The sequence below is a fragment of the Streptomyces cyanogenus genome (assembly GCF_017526105.1).
Taxonomy (GTDB): domain Bacteria; phylum Actinomycetota; class Actinomycetes; order Streptomycetales; family Streptomycetaceae; genus Streptomyces; species Streptomyces cyanogenus.
The window spans coordinates 3527939-3544048 of sequence record NZ_CP071839.1; the positions used below are offsets into that span (position 1 = coordinate 3527939).

A 16110-nucleotide genomic window follows, 5' to 3' on the forward strand; every position below is an offset into this window, starting at 1 on the left:
CGTCAGAAGAGCTTGCCCGGGTTGAGGATGCCCAGCGGGTCGAAGACCTGCTTCACCGCCCGCTGCATCTCCAGCCCGACCGGGCCGATCTCGCGGGCCAGCCATTCCTTCTTCAGCACGCCGACACCGTGTTCGCCGGTGATGGTGCCGCCCAGCTCCAGGCCGAGGGCCATGATCTCGTCGAAGGACTCGCGGGCCCGCCGGGACTCCTCCGGGTCTCGGGCGTCGAAGCAGACGGTGGGGTGCGTGTTGCCGTCGCCCGCGTGGGCGCAGACGCCGATCGTGAGGCCGTACTCGGCGGCGATCCGCTCCACGCCCTCCAGCATGGCGCCGAGCCGGGAGCGGGGCACGCACACGTCGTCGATCATCGTCGTGCCCTTGACCGCCTCCAGCGCGGTCAGCGAGAGCCGCCGGGCCTGCAACAGCATCTCGGACTCGGCGGCGTCCTCGGCGGGCACGACCTGGGTGGCGCCGGCGGCCTCGCACAGGGCGCCGACGGCGGCGAGGTCGGCGGCAGGGTCCGGGGTGTCGAAGGCGGCCAGCAGCAGGGCCTCGGTGGTCTCGGGCAGTCCCATGTGGGCGAGGTCGTTGACCGCCTTGACCGTCGTACGGTCCATCAGTTCGAGGAGGGAGGGGACGTGACCGCCCGCCATGATGCGGCAGACGGCGTCGCAGGCGGCGGCCGCGGAGGCGAACTCGGCGGCCAGGACGAGCTGCCGGGGCGGCTTGGGCCGGAGCGCGAGGACGGCCCGGACGACGATGCCGAGTGAGCCCTCGGAGCCGACGAAGAGCCGGGTGAGGTCGTAGCCGGCGACGCCCTTCGCGGTGCGGCGGCCGGTGGACATCAGGCGGCCGTCGGCGAGGACGACGTCCAGGCCGAGGACGTACTCGGCGGTCACGCCGTACTTGACGCAGCACAGGCCGCCGGAGGCGGTGCCGATGTTGCCGCCGATGGTGCACGTCTCCCAGCTGGAGGGGTCCGGCGGGTAGTACAGGCCGTGTTCCCCGACCGCGCGGGAGAGGGCCGCGTTGACCACGCCCGGTTCCACCACGGCGATCCGGTCGACGGGGCTGATCTCCAGGATGCGGTCCATCCTGGTGAGGGACAGCACGATGCAGCCGTCGGTGGCGTTGGCGCCGCCGGACAGGCCGGTGCGGGCGCCCTGCGGGACGACGGGTACGCGCAGCTCGGTGGCGGTGCGCATGACGTGCTGGACCTGCTCGACGGTGCGCGGCAGGACGACGACGGCCGGGCTGCCCGCGGGGCAGAAGCTCGCCATGTCGTGTCCGTAGGAGGCCGTGACGTCGGGGTCGGTGAGGACGGCCTCGGGCGGAAGGCCGGCCAGGAGCCGGTCGGTGAGGTTCCCCGTGTGCTCGTCGCGCGGTGCTTCGATACGGCTCATGATCAGAGCGTGGCACTCGCGGCCATCGGTGTGAACCCCGCCCGTGCCGCGCTTGGGCCACCCGGATGTGTTCGTCGTATTGACGCACAGTGAGCGCCATGGACAACCGACAGTGCGGGGGTACGTCCCTGATCTCGCAGCCGCCGGCGCCGCGCCGGTCCCGGCGGGTGCTGCGCCGGGTGCTGGTCGCCGCGCTGGCGGGCGGTGTCGTCGCCGGCTCGGTGCTGGTGCTGCTGCCGGAGGAGCGCCGGCCGCACCGGTCGGTGCGGCCGGCCGCCGCCGGTCCGCAGGCACAGCCCCAGACGCTGACGGCGGTGACGTACGCGGTGCCGGCCGCGCTGCCCGGGCTGACGGCGCTGATCGGGCGGCAGGAGCAGCGGGTGCGGGCGCAGCCGCGGGACGCGCGGGCGTGGGCGGTGCTGGGATCGGCGTACGTGGCACGGGGGCGCCGGGCGGGCGACCCCGGGGACTATCCGCGGGCCGAGCGGGCGCTGCGGACCTCGCTGGACGTGCGCGGCGCGAAGAACACCGAGGCGCTGGACGGGCTGACCGCGCTGGCGCTCGCGCGCCGGGACTTCCCGGTGGCGAAACGGTACGGCGAGCAGGCGCTGAAGGCGACGCCGAAACGGTGGTCGGCGTATCCGCCGCTGATCGACGCGTACAACGGGCTCGGCGACTACACGAAGGCCCGCGCCACCCTGGACAAGCTGATGGAGCTGCGCACCGGTCCGGCGGAGCGGCCGGCGGTGATGGCGCGGGCCGCGGCGGTGTACCGGGACCGGGGCTGGCGCGAGGACGCGGTGGCCCAGCTGACCGACGCGGCGGCCGCCGCCCGCACCCCTGCCGAGCAGGCCGCCTGGCTGGCCGGGCTGGGGCAGCTGGCGTGGGAGCGCGGGGATCTGCCGGACGCGCTCCGGCACTTCGAGGCGGCGCTGCGGCTCGATCCCGACCAGCGGGCGGCGCGGGCCGGGCGGGCGCGGACGCTGGCCGGGCTGGGGCGTACGGCGCAGGCGCTGGCCGCGTACCGGGCCGCCGTCGCGCAGCGGCCGGACCCGGAGGTCCTGCTGGAGCTGGGCGAGCTGTACGAGTCGCTGGAGCAGCCCCAGGCCGCCGAGGAGCAGTACGCGCGGCTGAAGGCGGCGGTACGGCAGTCGGTGGCAGGCGGGGTCGACGAGGAGCTGCTGATCGGGCGGTTCGAGGCGGACCACGGGGATCCGTGGGACGCCGTGGACCGGCTGCGGGAGGAGTGGCGGCGGCAGCCGGGGATCGAGGTGGCCGACGCGCTGGGCTGGGCGCTGCACCGGGCCGGCGAGGACCAGGAGGCGCTGCCCTACGCGACCGCCGCGACGGACGAGGCGAAGGGCGGCGGGGTGCGCAGCGCGCTGTACTCGTTCCACCGGGGGGTGATCGAGGCGGAGCTGGAGCGGTACGGGCCCGCGCGGCGGTATCTGGAGGAGGCGCTGCGGATCAATCCCTATTTCTCGCCGCTCAGCGTGCCGGTGGCCCGGGAGGCGCTGGAGAGGCTGGGCGAGCCGCCGGCCGAGGAGCCGCCCGAGTCCTGAGGGGTCACTTGTAGTAGATCGAGAACTTCCGTGCGCCCTCCGCCCCGGACGCGAACCCGATGTACAGGCGCGGGGTGCCCGTGGCGCGGACGGCCAGGCCCTCCGGTTCGCGGTGGTCGAGGGAGTACGCGGCCTCGGTGCGGTGCCGGGCGAGGAGTTCGCCGGTCCGGATGTCCAGGCAGGACAGGTGGGTGTCGCCGTGGCCGGCGGGCGGGTTGCGGCGCGGGTCGTAGGCGGAGCCCGCGAGCTGGTAGAGGTGGTCGCCGTGCAGGGCGAAGCCCTGGAAGGGGGCGCCGGGGTCGGGGTGGGCGCCGGTCTGGGGGAGGTCGGCCAGCGGGGCGGCGTAGTCGCGGGCGATGAAGGCGGCCAGGTCCCACACGCGGTAGCGGGGGGTGCCGTGCAGGTGGTGGCGGACGGCGATGCGGCCGGTGGCCGGGCAGAGGGCGGGCTGGTTGGCGCGGGAGCCCTCGACGGGGTGGCGGACCTTGACGTCCCCGGTGGTGCGGGTGGCTCCGGCGGCGAACCGGAAGCGGGTGACGCCCCGGCCGTAGCCGTCCACGGCGTCCGTCTCGGTCCAGATCCACACCGTGCCGTCGGCGTCGTGCTGGACGCCCATGCTCACGCCGTGCCCGAAGCCCCTGAGGTACATGTGGCCGAGGCGTCTGCCCGTCAGGTCCAGGCGGTTGAGGCACAGGTCGCCGGCGGCCCGGCCGCCCGGGGTGAGCTGGAGGACGTAGAGGTGGTGGTGGACCTCGTCGAAGGCGAAGGACTGGAGGACCGTGGGTTCGCGCAGGGTGCCCTTCTCCCGCAGCCAGCGGACGGCCGGTGCGGCGAGGTCGATGCGTTCCGCCACGGTCCCCCCTCGGACGTCCGGCGGGGGACCCGTCGGCTACAGGTTGCCCCGCTTGGCCTGCTCGCGTTCGATCGCCTCGAACAGTGCCTTGAAGTTGCCCTTGCCGAAGCCCATCGAACCGTGCCGCTCGATGAGTTCGAAGAACACGGTCGGCCGGTCCTGGACCGGCTTGGTGAAGATCTGCAGCAGGTAGCCGTCCTCGTCGCGGTCGGCCAGGATCTTCAGTTCGCGCAGCGTCTCGATCGGTACGCGGGTGTCGCCGACCCACTCGCCGAGGGTGTCGTAGTACGAGTCGGGGGTGTCGAGGAACTCCACGCCGGCCGCGCGCATCGTGCGGACCGTCTGCACGATGTCGTTGGTGTTGAGCGCGATGTGCTGCACGCCCGCGCCGCCGTAGAACTCCAGGTACTCGTCGATCTGGGACTTCTTCTTGGCGATGGCGGGCTCGTTGATCGGGAACTTGACCTTGAGGGTGCCGTCCGCGACGACCTTCGACATCAGCGCGCTGTACTCGGTGGCGATGTCGTCGCCCACGAACTCCTTCATGTTCGTGAAGCCCATGACCTTGTTGTAGAAGGCCACCCACTCGTTCATCCGGCCGAGTTCGACGTTGCCGACGCAGTGGTCGACGGCCTGGAAGGTGCGCTGGGCGGGCGGCTCGACGATCGGCCGGGCGGCGGTGTAGCCGGGCAGGTAGGGGCCGTCGTAGCCGGTGCGCTCGACCAGGGTGTGGCGGGTCTCGCCGTAGGTGGCGATCGCGGCGAGGACGACCGTGCCGTGCTCGTCCTTCATCTCGTACGGCTCGGCGACGCTCCGCGCCCCGTGCTCGATCGCGTAGGCGTACGCACGGCGGGCGTCCGGGACCTCGATGGCCAGGTCGACGACGCCGTCGCCGTGCTCGGCCACGTGCCGGGCGAGGAAGTGGCCCCAGGTGCTGCTGGGCTTGATCACCGAGGTGAACACGAAGCGGGCGGAGCCGTTCTCGAGCACGTAACTGGCGGTCTCGCGGCTGCCGTTCTCCGGTCCGGAGTAGGCCACCAGCCGCATGCCGAAGGCGGTGGAGTAGTAGTGCGCCGCCTGCTTGGCGTTGCCCACGGCGAAGACGACCGCGTCCATTCCCTTGACCGGGAAGGGGTCGTCCTGCCGGGCGGTCGTGACGGGAGTGTGCTGTGTGGTCTGCGTCATAGCGGAAGGGTGGCTCTGCTCTGCAAGGTGCGCAATAGTTCGCTTCATCGCTGGGCAATCCGACCAGCGGAACGCCGGTGTCGCCGGTCTTTCTGTACAGGATGACCATCTCAGGGGGTCCCGTGGCGATCGATCATCTGGACGGCCGGATCATCGTGCTGCTGGCCGAGGAACCGCGCATCGGGGTGCTGGAGATGTCCCGGCGGCTGGGTGTCGCGCGGGGCACGGTGCAGGCGCGCCTGGACCGGCTGCAGTCGAACGGGGTCATCCGCGGATTCGGTCCGCAGGTGGACCCGGTGGCCCTCGGCTACCCGGTCACCGCGTTCGCCACCCTGCAGATCCGGCAGGGCCAGGGGGCCGACGTACGGGCGTACCTGGCGACCGTGCCGGAGGTGCTGGAGCTGCTGACCACCACGGGCAGCGGGGACATGCTGTGCCGGCTGGTGGCCCGCTCGAACGCCGATCTCCAGCGGGTGATCGACCGGGTCGTCGGTTTCGACGGCATCGTCCGGGCCTCCACGGCGATCGTCATGGAGAACGCCGTGCCGCTGCGGATCATCCCGCTCGTGCAGCAGGCCGCGGAGGACCGGCACCCGGGCGCGGGGCGTGCGTCCGGATCGGGCCGGCAGGGCCCCAAGGAAGCCCCCTAGGGCCTGTCTGACAATTCGCGTCGTCGCCCGAAGGGCGGCCGCGCGGCGTCAGGTGCGTGCTCTCGGGGTCCCCCCGGCCGGAGGCTGGGGGAGTGCCGGCCCCAGGCCCTCGTACTGGACGTACTTGGGTCTGGGGCCGGTGCGGCGAGAGCGCGTGCATGGCGTCGCGCGGCAGACGGGAATTGTCAGACAGGCCCTAGCAGCTGGGGACCTCGCCCTTGCCCTTCTCCAGCGCCACCAGGGAGTCGACCGCGCCCTTCAGCGTGGTCACCGGCACGAGCCGCAGCCCCTTCGGCAGTTCGGCCCGGGCGTCGGCGCACTCCGCCTTCGGCACCAGGAAGACGGTGGCCCCGTCCCGGCGCGCGGCCTGGGTCTTCAGGGCCACCCCGCCGACCGCGCCGACCTTGCCGGCGGCGTCGATGGTCCCCGTCCCCGCGATGGTGCGGCCCCCCGTGAGGTCGCCGCCGCTGCCGTCGCCGTCGAGCCTGTCGATGATGCCCAGGGTGAACAGCAGCCCCGCGCTGGGCCCGCCGACGTCGGCGAGCTTCAGCGTGACCTTGACCTTGGCGGGGTTCAGCCCCAGGTACTTCAGCGCCGCCTGGGTCGCCGCGTCCTGGGACTGCTGCATCTGGGCCTCGTTGTGCTTCTCGATCTCCTTGACGGTGTCGCCGCTCGGGTAGACCGCGTCGCGCGGCATGACGGCCCGGTCGGTGCGGAACCAGTTGCCGAGCACGTCGCCGAGGGAGACCCGGGCGTCGGGACCGGTCGCCTCGATGGTGGTCATGCGCAGCTGCCCGCTGGTGTTCCGGGTCGCCGCGCCGGAGACGGTGATCACCGGGGTGCCCTTGTTCTCGCCGAGCACGTTCGCCGTCATGCCGGGCTGCGCCACCGAGAACGGCAGCGGCGCGAACACCGCCGTGCCCAGCAGGGCCACGACGGGCAGCGCGCAGACGGCGAGGGCCTGGGGGCGTGTGAGACGTGAGAGCACGGGATCAATCTACGTGACAGCCAGGTGCCCCTTTGCCCTGGTACGGGGTGCCCCCTATGCCGTGTACAGGTCCCGCCGCTCCCGGGTGAACCGGCGCAGGGCGTCCGGCCGGGGCTCGACGCCGATGCCGGGGCCGGTGGGGACGGGCAGGTGGCCGTCCCTGAGGACGAACGGCTCGGTGAGGTCCTCGGCGAAGTAGCGGCTGGAGGCCGAGGTGTCCCCCGGCAGGGTGAAGCCGGGCAGCGCGGCCAGGGCGAGGTTCGGTGCCCGTCCGATGCCGGTCTCCAGCATACCGCCGCACCACACGGGCACGCCGTGCGCGTGGGCCACGTCGTGGACCCGGCGGGCCTCCAGGTAGCCGCCGACCCGGGCGGGTTTGACGTTCACCACCCGGCAGGCGTCCATGGCGATCGCGGACGCGGTGTCGCGCGCGTGGTGCAGGGACTCGTCCAGGCAGACGGGGGTGGCCAGGCGCTGCTGGAGGAGGGCGTGGGCGTGCAGGTTGTCCTCCTCCAGCGGCTCCTCGATCAGCAGCAGCCCGAACGCGTCCAGCCGCCGCAGGTGCTCGGCGTCGGCGAGGGTGTAGGCGGTGTTGGCGTCGACCTGGAGGGGCAGGCCGTCGCCGAAGCGCTCGCGGACCGCCCGGACCGGCTCCACGTCCCAGCCGGGCTCTATCTTCAGCTTGATGCGGACGTACCCCTCGGCGAGGTAGCGCTCGACGTCGTCCAGCAGCTCGGGCAGCGAGTTCTTGATGCCGACGGAGACCCCGGCGGGCACCCGGTCCCGTACCGCGCCCAGGTAGGCGGCGAGCGGCATGCCGTAGGAGCGCAGCTCGGCGTCGAGGACGGCCGTCTCCAGGGCCGCCTTCGCCAGCTCGTGCCCCTTGATCTTCGCCATGGCCGGGGCCAGCGCGGCCGTGGTGAGGTGCGGGAGCGCGGCCACGCGGGGCAGCAGGAAGTCGCGCAGCACGATCTCGGCGCCGGCGACGAACTCCGAGCAGTACAGGGGTTCGGGGTCGGCGGCGAACTCCGACCAGCCCTCGGCACGGTCGGTGACGACGCGCAGCAGGAAGGTGTCCTTCGCCGTCATGGTCCCGAAGGACGTACGGAACGGGGTGACCAGCGGGATCGCCACGTGCACGATCTCGACGCGTTCCAGCTTCATGCGGTCGCCTCCGTCCCGGTGAGGGTGTACCAGCCGTCGCGGGACATCCCGGTGGCCCGGAACCCCTCCAGGAAGGCCTCCTGGAACACCTCGCGCACGGCGTGCCGCCAGCGCAGCGCCAGGGCCGGATCGGTGGCGCGCAGGGTGACGACGTCGTCCGGGACCCGGCACCAGACGTGCCGTCCGGCGCGCCGCACGAGCGGCCCGCCGTCGGGGGCGCTGCGCAGGACGGGCCCGTGCGGCTCCGCCTCGGACGACCGCCCCGCCGCCGCCAGGTCCCAGGTCACCGTCAGCCGGTCGCTCTCGTCGCCGTCGTTCACTCCGTCGGTCATGGGGCCGTAGAAGTCGACCAGGTACTCCGTGCCGACGGCACCCAGCTTGACCAGGTTGAAGCGGGCGTTGCGGCCGACCAGCGGGTCGAAGGTCCAGCGCATGGTGCGCGCGCCCAGGGCGCGGGCCCAGTCGCGCTGGGCCAGCTTCAGCGCGGGCCCGAGCCCGCGCTCGGCGGCGGCCACCAGCGAGTACGTGCTGTGCTCCGGGCCGAGGACGGCGACGGCCGCGCCGGCGAGCCGCCCACCGGTGTACACGGCGTGCACCGCGCCGCCGGCGTGCACCAGGCTGTGCAGGACCTCGGCCGGGTACGGCGGGGCGGTGCGGGGCGTCTGCCAGACGTCGCTGAAGTGGTCCGCGACGGCCGCGAGCCCGGCGACGTCGTGGACGGTACGGATGGTGGTGCCTGCTGTCATGGGACCGAGTCTCGGATTCCCCGGAGCAGCGTGTGTTGTGCGAGCGGCCAATGGATGCGTACGTTCGTTTCAGCATCAGCCAAGCCCGCCCCGGTTCGGCATCAGCCGAGCCGCCCCACGAGGACTCCCCATGGAAACGTGCACTCTCGGCGACCTCCTGGACGTCGTCGGCGGCCCCGCCCTGCGCCTGCACACCGCCCCGGCGGGACAGGCCGTGCCGGTCACCGAGGCGGTGCTGTACGACGGCCACGCCCCGCTGCCCCGGCTGCCCGGCGCGCTGCTGCTGGCGGTCGGGGTACGGGCGTCGGAGGCGGGGCCGCTGGTGCGGGCGGCGGCCGAGGCGGAGCTGTCCGGGGTCGTGGTGCGCGGCGCCGACGGGCCGGTCGAGGAGGCGCGGGCGCACGGCGTCGCGCTGCTGTCGGTCGCCGAGGACGCGGCCTGGCACCAGGTGCACCTGCTGCTGGCCTCCGCCATCGGCGCCCGGCCCGCCGCCTCCTCCGACACCGGGCTCGGCGACCTGTTCGCGCTGGCCGACGCGATCGCGGCGGCGACCGGCGGGGCCACCGCCATCGAGGACCCCCGGCAGCGGATCCTCGCCTACTCGACGGTGCCCGGGCAGCCGGTGGACGAGGACCGGCGGCAGGGCATCCTCGGGCTCCAGGTGCCGGCCAGCGCGGAGAACACCGAGCAGTACCGGCGGTTGTTCGCCGCCGACCGGCCGGTCCGGCTGCCCGCGCTGTCCGGCTCGGGCCTGCCCCGGCTGGCGATGCCGGTGCGGGCCGGCGGCGAGACGCTCGGCTCGGTGTGGGTGGTCGACGCCGGCTCGCTCGCCCTGGACGCCGCGGACACCCTCGTCCAGGGCGCCTCCACGGCCGCCCTGCTCCTGCTCCGGGCCCGCGCGGCACGCGAACTGGCCCGGCACCGCAACAGCGACCTGCTGCGCCGCCTGCTGGACGGCACGGCGGACGCGCCGACGGCTGCCGGGCGGCTCGGTGTCACGGGTCCGGCCCGGGTGGCGGCCTTCGTCCTGGACTCCGCCGCGAGCGTCCCGGACGCCGAACGCACCGCGCTGCGCCTGCTGGACGTCGTACGCCTGCAGTGCGAGGCCCGCTACGGCCGGCACGCGTGCGTGCTGCTGGACGGGGTGGTGTACGCGGTGCTGCCGGGCCCCGGTGAACGGCACCGGAAGCTCGCCGAGGACATCGTGGCGCGGGCCGGGCAGGCGCTGCGGGTGCCGGTGCGGGCCGCGCTGGGCGAGGTGGTGCCGGGCGCGGAGGGGCTCGCGGACTCGCGGGCGGACGCCGACCTGGTGCTGCGGCTGCTGGACACGGAGCTGCCGGTGGCCACGGCGGACGAGCTGCGGGCCCGGGTGACGCTGCTGCGGCTGGCCGAAGTGATGCCCGGGCAGCGGGAGTTGAACGCGGGCGCCTGGCGGCGGGTGCTGGCGTACGACGCCGCGCACGGCACCGAGTACGCCCGCACCCTGGTCTGCTGGTTCGACGCGGGCTGCGACATGGCGGGCGCGGCCAGGCTGCTGGCCGTGCACCCGAACACCTGCCGCTACCGGCTCAGGCAGCTCCAGCAGCACGCCGGGGTCGACCTGGACGACCCCGACGAACGGCTGGTGCTGTGGCTGCAGTTGCGGACGCTGGCGGGGCTCAGCGCAGCCACGCCCTGAGCCGCTCCTCGCACCGCAGAAGGTGCGCCACGGGGACGTACTCCCCCGCCGTGTGCGCCAGCGAGGGGTCGCCGGGGCCGTAGTTGAGCGCGGGCACCCCCAGCGCGGCGAACCGGGCCACGTCGGTCCAGCCCAGCTTGGCGCGGGGCTTACACCCGAGCGCGGCTACGAGGGAGCCCACCCGGTCCAGGTGCGGCAGGGCGCCGCCGACCACCTCGGTGACCCGCACCTCGTACTCCGGGAACAGCCCGCGCACGTACGCCTCCGCCTGCTGCGCCGAACGGCTGGGAGCGAAGCGGCAGTTGACGGTGACGACACACTCGTCCGGCACGACGTTGCCGGCGACCCCGGCACGTACGGCGACCGCGCTCAGCCCCTCCCGGAACTCCAGCCCGTCGATCACGACCCGCTGCGGGACGTGCGCGTCGAGCCGCTGGAGCACCTCCCCCGCCTTGTGCGCGGCGTTGGTGCCCTGCCAGGCGCGGGCGGTGTGCGCGCGGGCGCCCCTGACCACGATGTCGGCGGTGAGGATGCCCTGGCAGCCGGCCTCGACACCGGCGTCCGAGGGTTCCATGAGGATCGCGAGACCGGCCTCCTCCAGGAGTCCGGGCCGGGCGGCGGCGATGCGGCCGAGCCCGTTGCGCTCCCCTTCCACCTCCTCGCACTCGTAGAAGACGTAGGTGACATCGCGCACCGGCTCCGGCACGGTGGCCGCGAGCCGCAGCGCGACGGCCACCCCGCCCTTCATGTCGCAGGCGCCGAGCCCGTGGATCCGACCGTCGGCGAGCCGGGAGGGCAGGTTCCCGGCGGCCGGCACGGTGTCCAGGTGCCCGGCGATCAGCACGCGCTCCCCGTGCCCGGGACCGGTCCGCGCGATCACGGAGTTGCCGACCCGGTCCACGGCGAGGTGCGGCAGGCGGTGCAGGGCGTCTTCGACGGCGTCGGCGATCCGCTCCTCCTGGCCGCTCTCGGAGGGCAGGTCGACGAGGGCGCGGGTGAGGGTGACGACGTCGGCGGTGGGATCGAGGGCGCTCATGCGGGGTCTTCCTGGGGGTGGGCGAGCTTGGAGTGCCGGATGCCGTAGAGGCCGTAGACGACGAGTCCGGCCGCCATCCACGCCCCGAACGCGATCCAGGTGTCGGCGCCGAGGCTGCACAGCATGTAGCCGCAGAAGGCGACGCCGAGCAGGGGGGTGACCGGAGAGAACGGCACCCGGAAGGATCGGGGTGCACCCGGGTCGCGCCGGCGCAGCAGCACCACCGCGAGGTTGACCAGCATGAAGGCGAAGAGCGTGCCGATGCTGGTGGCGTCGGCGAGGCTGCCGAGCGGGACCAGGGCTGCGAGGACGGCGATGAAGCCGGAGACGATGACGGTGCCCGCGCGGGGCACCCCGGTGCGCGGGTGGACCTTCGCGAACAGCGGCGGCACGAGTCCGTCCCGGGCCATGGCGAACAGGATGCGGATCTGCCCGTACTGCACGGTGAGCACGACGCTGGTGGTGGCGACGACCGCCCCGACGGACAGCAGGACCGGCCACAGGTTCCCGCCGCCGACAGCGTGCACGAGCACCTCGCTGAGCGTGGCCTCGGTCCCCGCGAACCGCTGCCACGGCATCGCGCCGAGCGCGGCCACGGCGACGAGGACGTAGAGGGCGGTGACCAGGACGAGGGACAGGATGATCGCGCGGGGCAGGTCCTTCTGCGGGTCGCGTGCCTCCTCGCCCGCGGTGGAGGCGGCGTCGAACCCGATGTAGGAGAAGAAGAGGGAGGCCGCCCCGGCGCTCATGCCCGCGGCGCCGAGCGGGAAGAGGGGGTGGAAGTTGCCGGCGCGGAAGGCGGTGAAGGCGACGGCGCAGAACAGCACGAGCGCCGCGATCTTCACCGCGACCATGACCGTGTTGGCGACGGCGCTCTCCTTGGCCCCGCGCAGCAGCACGACCATCGCGAGGACGACGATCAGGGCGGCCGGGACGTTGAGCACGCCTCCGGCGCCGGGCGGCGCGCTGAGCGACTCGGGCAGGCTCACGCCGAGGGTCAGCTCCAGCAGCTCGTTGACGTACTGCCCCCATCCCACGGCGACGGCGGCCACCGACACCCCGTACTCCAGGATCAGACACCAGCCGCAGACCCAGGCGACCAGCTCGCCGAGGGTGGCGTAGGCGTAGCTGTACGAGGACCCCGAGCCGGGGATCATGCCGGCCAGCTCGGCGTACGACAGCGCGGAGAACAGGGCGGTGACGCCGGCCAGCACGAAGGAGACGACGACCGCCGGGCCGGCCTCCGGCACCGCCTGGCCCAGCACCACGAAGATTCCGGTGCCGAGCGTGGCGCCCACGCTCAGCAGCGTCAGCTGGGCCACGCCCATCGTCCGCCTGAGCGGGCTGCCGGCGGCCTCACCGACGAGTGTCCGGACGGCCTGCCGCCGGGTGAGCCGTGTACCTGTTGTCCGCCGGCCGGGTGCCGGAACCGTCCCCACTCTGTCCACCGCGCCGTTCCCTCCGCCTCGGGGTTGCCTGGCCCTTGATGATGCGGAGCAGGGAAGACCCGGAGGTGTGCGGATCGGCCAAAGGTGGATGCGTGGGTTTGTCGAGGCGGCCAAGAGGGCGCGGTCGGTCGTCTGCGCGGACGGGTGTTCGCCGTGACCGGCCGCGCCGTGCCCCGCGCCCCTTCCGGGGCGCGGGACGGACTCAGCGCAGTGCTTCCGCGACCTCCCGGGCCGCCTCCACCACCCGTGCGCCGACCCGCTCGGGTACGGCGTCCGCCAGCATCACCACGCCGACGCTGCCCTCCACGCCGGTCACGCCGACCAGCGGCGCGGCGGCCCCGCTCGCCCCGGCCTCCAGCTCGCCGTGCGTGAGCGTGTACCCGGGATCGGCCGACGGCGACTGCCGCGCGGCGAGGATCGCCTTGCCGGCCGCGCCGCGGTCCAGCGGATGCCGGAACCCGGCCCGGTAGGCCACGTGGTAGTCCGTCCAGGTCGGTTCGACGACCGCGACGGCCAGCGCCTCGGACCCGTCCACGAGCGTCAGGTGCGCCGTCGCCCCTATGTCCTCGGCCAGCGATCGCAGCGCGGGCAGCGCGGCCTCGCGCACCAGCGGATGCACCTGGCGCCCGAGCCGCAGCACCCCGAGCCCGACCCGGGCTCGGCCGCCCAGGTCACGTCGTACGAGCGCATGCTGTTCGAGTGTGGCGAGCAACCGGTACACCACGGTCCGGTTGACGCCCAGTTTGGTGGACAATTCGGTGACGGTCAGCCCGTGGTCCGTGTCGGCCAGCAGTTTGAGGACACGCAGTCCCCGGTCGAGCGTCTGAGAGGTCTCCGCGGTCACGACGCCCACTCCTTCGGCGGTGAGGTCGGCAGCCCCTGAGCGAGGGATGCGTCACCGAGTCCCGTCGGCGACGCGCTTCAGAGGCCGCCGATCGGCAGAACGGCCCGGTGGCTCCCGGGCCGAGTCGCTTCACGGCTGCGCTCCGCGGCGGCGCTGCCACGGGGCGTGTGCGTAGCGGGACAGTAGCGAAGCGGGTTCGCTGAGCGGAAGTCTTCGTCCAGAATCCGGGCAAGGGCAGATCCGGCCTGCCTGCATTCGTCCGGATACGCACACGGCACACGGGGCCGAAGCCGAGAAAACACGTTCGAAGAACGGGGGTCCGGGCGCAGCCCGACGGCGACGACGAGCCGCCCGACCGAGCCGGCCCACCCACCCGCGGCGGGGCCCGGGGCACAGCCCCGCGGCGGTTAATTCCGGCCCCACCCGAGCCACCACCCCACCCACCCGCGGCCGCCCGCGGCGGGGCCCGGGGCACAGCCCCGTGGCGGTTACCTCCCGCCCCACCCGAGCCACCTCACCCACCCGCGGCCGCCCGCGGCGGGGTCCGGGGCGGAGCCCCGTGGCGGGTCCTCTCCGCCTACCGAGACGGGTGGGCGGGTGGGCAGGAACCGCCGAACCAGCGGAGCCTCACCGCATGCGAGTCGCCCACTCCTGCACCTTGGCGATGCGCTGCCGCAACTGCCCCGCCGTGGCCTCCGCACTGGGCGGCCCCCCGCACACCCGCCGCAGCTCGGTGTGGATCACCCCGTGCGGCTTGCCGCTCTGGTGGACGTACGCGCTGACCAGCGTGTTGAGCCGCTTCCGCAGCTCCATCATCTCCTTGTGGCTGACCACCGGCCGCCGCTCGGCCGGCAGCTCCAGCAGGTCCGCCTCGCTGTCCGGCTTCTTCCGGCTGTGCGCGATCTGCCGGGCCTGCCGCTTCTGCAGCAGCAACTGCACCTGCTCCGGCTCCAGCAGCCCGGGGATGCCGAGGTAGTCCTGCTCCTCCTCGCTCCCGGGGTGCGCCTGCATGCCGAACTCGGCGCCGTCGTACAGCACCCGGTCGAACACGGCGTCGGACTCCAGCGCCTCGAACGGCAGCATGTCCTGCTCGCCGGTGTCCTCGTCCTGCTGCTTGTTCGCCTCCTCCATCTCCTTCTCGGATTCGGCGTACGGGTCCTCCTCGCCCTCCTCCTTCGGCTTGTCGAGGGCGTGGTCCCGCTCCTTCTCCATCTCGTTGGCGAAGGTCAGCAGGTCGGGCACGGTCGGCAGGAACACGGACGCGGTCTCGCCGCGCCGCCGGGACCGTACGAAACGCCCCACGGCCTGCGCGAAGAAGAGGGGGGTCGAGATGGTGGTGGCGTACACGCCGACCGCCAGCCGCGGTACGTCGACACCCTCCGACACCATGCGCACCGCGACCATCCACCGGTCGTCGCTCGCGCTGAACTCGTCGATCCTCTTCGAGGCGCCGACGTCGTCGGAGAGCACGAGCGTCGCCTTCGTACCGGTGATCTCCCGGATCAGCTTGGCGTACGCGCGCGCGGAATCCTGGTCGGAGGCGATGACGAGCGCCCCCGCGTCCGGGATGGCCTTGCGGACCTCGGTCAGCCGCTGGTCGGCGGCGCGCAGCACGCTCGGCATCCAGTCGCCGCGCGGGTCGAGGGCCGTACGCCAGGCCTGGCTGATCGCGTCCTTGGTCATCGGCTCGCCGAGCCGCGCGGCGACCTCGTCACCGGCCTTGGTCCGCCAGCGCATGTTGCCGCTGTAGGAGAGGAAGATGACGGGCCGGACGACCCCGTCCGCGAGGGCGGACCCGTAGCCGTAGGTGTAGTCGGCGGCGGACCGCCGGATCCCGGCGTTGTCCTCCTCGTACGTCACGAAGGGGATGGGGTTGGTGTCGGACCGGAACGGCGTACCGGTCAGCGCGAGCCGCCGGGTGGCCGGTTCGAAGGCCTCCAGGCACGCCTCACCCCAGGACTTGGAGTCACCGGCGTGGTGGATCTCGTCCAGGATCACGAGGGTCTTGCGCTGCTCGACCCGGTTGCGGTGCAGCATCGGCCGCACACCCACACCGGCGTAGGTCACGGCGACCCCGTCGTACTCCCGGCCGAGCGGCCCCGCGCTGTACTCGGGGTCGAGCTTGATCCCGATCCGGGCGGCCGCCTCCGCCCACTGCTTCTTCAGGTGCTCGGTGGGCGCGACCACGGTGACCTGCTGCACGACGTGGTGGTGCAGCAGCCAGGAGGCCAGCGTCAGGGCGAAGGTCGTCTTGCCGGCGCCGGGCGTGGCGACGGCGAGGAAGTCACGTGGCTGCTCCTGGATGTACTGCTCCATCGCGCCCTGCTGCCAGGCACGCAGCTTGCTGGCGGTCCCCCACGGGGCCCGGCCCGGGAAGGCGGGCGAGAGGTGATGCGAGTGAGCGGCGGAAGCTGCGGAAGCGGCGGTGGTAGTCACGGTCTCCGTGCATTGGGTCGGCGGCTACGTATGACAACCGGGCCACCCTACCGGCGCCGCCGTGCCGTCAACGCGCGAACAAGGCCGGGTCGCCCGCGGGTGGGAGCCACGTCACAG

The 16110-nt window shown here is 73.5% G+C and carries 13 protein-coding genes; 3 read left to right on the forward strand and 10 right to left on the reverse strand.

The annotated features are described in order from the left end of the window. Window positions 1-2: 2 nt before the first annotated feature. Window positions 3-1409, reverse strand: a complete 1407-nt coding sequence (locus S1361_RS15830; RefSeq protein ID WP_208036618.1) for an FAD-binding oxidoreductase — start codon at window positions 1407-1409, stop codon at window positions 3-5. A gap of 92 nt (window positions 1410-1501) precedes the next feature. Between S1361_RS15830 and S1361_RS15835 the strand changes: the two genes are divergently transcribed. After that, on the forward strand, window positions 1502-2965 hold the full coding sequence (locus S1361_RS15835) for a tetratricopeptide repeat protein (protein ID WP_208032494.1): 1464 nt from the start codon (window positions 1502-1504) through the stop codon (window positions 2963-2965). Between the two features lie 4 nt (window positions 2966-2969). On the opposite strand, the gene S1361_RS15840 is transcribed toward S1361_RS15835, so the two are convergent. Together S1361_RS15840 and hppD are read right to left on the reverse strand one after the other, a co-directional pair. After that, the gene (locus S1361_RS15840; RefSeq protein WP_208032495.1) at window positions 2970-3818 is read right to left on the reverse strand and encodes a phage baseplate protein; all 849 of its coding nucleotides are present in this window, start codon (window positions 3816-3818) and stop codon (window positions 2970-2972) included. A 36-nt stretch (window positions 3819-3854) separates the two neighbouring features. Then, window positions 3855-5003 carry a 4-hydroxyphenylpyruvate dioxygenase gene (gene hppD / locus S1361_RS15845; protein WP_208032496.1) on the reverse strand — a complete coding sequence of 383 codons (1149 nt, stop codon included), beginning with the start codon at window positions 5001-5003 and terminating at the stop codon, window positions 3855-3857. Between the two features lie 122 nt (window positions 5004-5125). Here hppD and S1361_RS15850 point away from each other — a divergent pair, with 122 nt between their 5' ends. After that, the gene (locus tag S1361_RS15850) at window positions 5126-5653 is read left to right on the forward strand and encodes an Lrp/AsnC family transcriptional regulator (protein ID WP_208032497.1); all 528 of its coding nucleotides are present in this window, start codon (window positions 5126-5128) and stop codon (window positions 5651-5653) included. A gap of 196 nt (window positions 5654-5849) precedes the next feature. On the opposite strand, the gene S1361_RS15855 is transcribed toward S1361_RS15850, so the two are convergent. From S1361_RS15855 to S1361_RS15865, 3 genes are read right to left on the reverse strand one after another with little or no spacing between them, the layout of a single operon-like run. After that, the gene (locus S1361_RS15855; RefSeq protein WP_208032498.1) at window positions 5850-6641 is read right to left on the reverse strand and encodes a YlbL family protein; all 792 of its coding nucleotides are present in this window, start codon (window positions 6639-6641) and stop codon (window positions 5850-5852) included. A 54-nt stretch (window positions 6642-6695) separates the two neighbouring features. Beyond that, window positions 6696-7805 carry an o-succinylbenzoate synthase gene (menC, locus tag S1361_RS15860; RefSeq protein WP_208032499.1) on the reverse strand — a complete coding sequence of 370 codons (1110 nt, stop codon included), beginning with the start codon at window positions 7803-7805 and terminating at the stop codon, window positions 6696-6698. Continuing rightward, a complete protein-coding gene (locus S1361_RS15865) occupies window positions 7802-8551 on the reverse strand; it encodes a chorismate synthase (RefSeq protein ID WP_208032500.1) in 750 nt (249 codons plus the stop codon). The genes menC and S1361_RS15865 overlap by 4 nt, the downstream gene beginning before the upstream one ends. A gap of 130 nt (window positions 8552-8681) precedes the next feature. Here S1361_RS15865 and S1361_RS15870 point away from each other — a divergent pair, with 130 nt between their 5' ends. Beyond that, window positions 8682-10229 carry a PucR family transcriptional regulator gene (locus S1361_RS15870; protein ID WP_208032501.1) on the forward strand — a complete coding sequence of 516 codons (1548 nt, stop codon included), beginning with the start codon at window positions 8682-8684 and terminating at the stop codon, window positions 10227-10229. Here the strand turns inward: S1361_RS15870 and dapE are convergent. The 4 genes from dapE to S1361_RS15890 form a co-directional block, all read right to left on the reverse strand. Next, window positions 10210-11265: a succinyl-diaminopimelate desuccinylase gene (gene dapE, locus S1361_RS15875; protein WP_208032502.1), complete on the reverse strand. Its 1056-nt coding sequence runs from the start codon at window positions 11263-11265 to the stop codon at window positions 10210-10212. The two genes, S1361_RS15870 and dapE, sit on opposite strands and share 20 nt — an antisense overlap. Then, window positions 11262-12713 (reverse strand): amino acid permease, encoded by a 1452-nt coding sequence (locus tag S1361_RS15880; RefSeq protein ID WP_208032503.1) that lies wholly within the window; start codon window positions 12711-12713, stop codon window positions 11262-11264. The genes dapE and S1361_RS15880 overlap by 4 nt, the downstream gene beginning before the upstream one ends. 202 nt (window positions 12714-12915) lie before the next feature. Further along, window positions 12916-13557 carry an IclR family transcriptional regulator gene (locus tag S1361_RS15885; protein ID WP_059249803.1) on the reverse strand — a complete coding sequence of 214 codons (642 nt, stop codon included), beginning with the start codon at window positions 13555-13557 and terminating at the stop codon, window positions 12916-12918. A 627-nt stretch (window positions 13558-14184) separates the two neighbouring features. Next, window positions 14185-15993 (reverse strand): DEAD/DEAH box helicase, encoded by a 1809-nt coding sequence (locus S1361_RS15890; RefSeq protein WP_208032504.1) that lies wholly within the window; start codon window positions 15991-15993, stop codon window positions 14185-14187. Window positions 15994-16110: the final 117 nt, after the last annotated feature.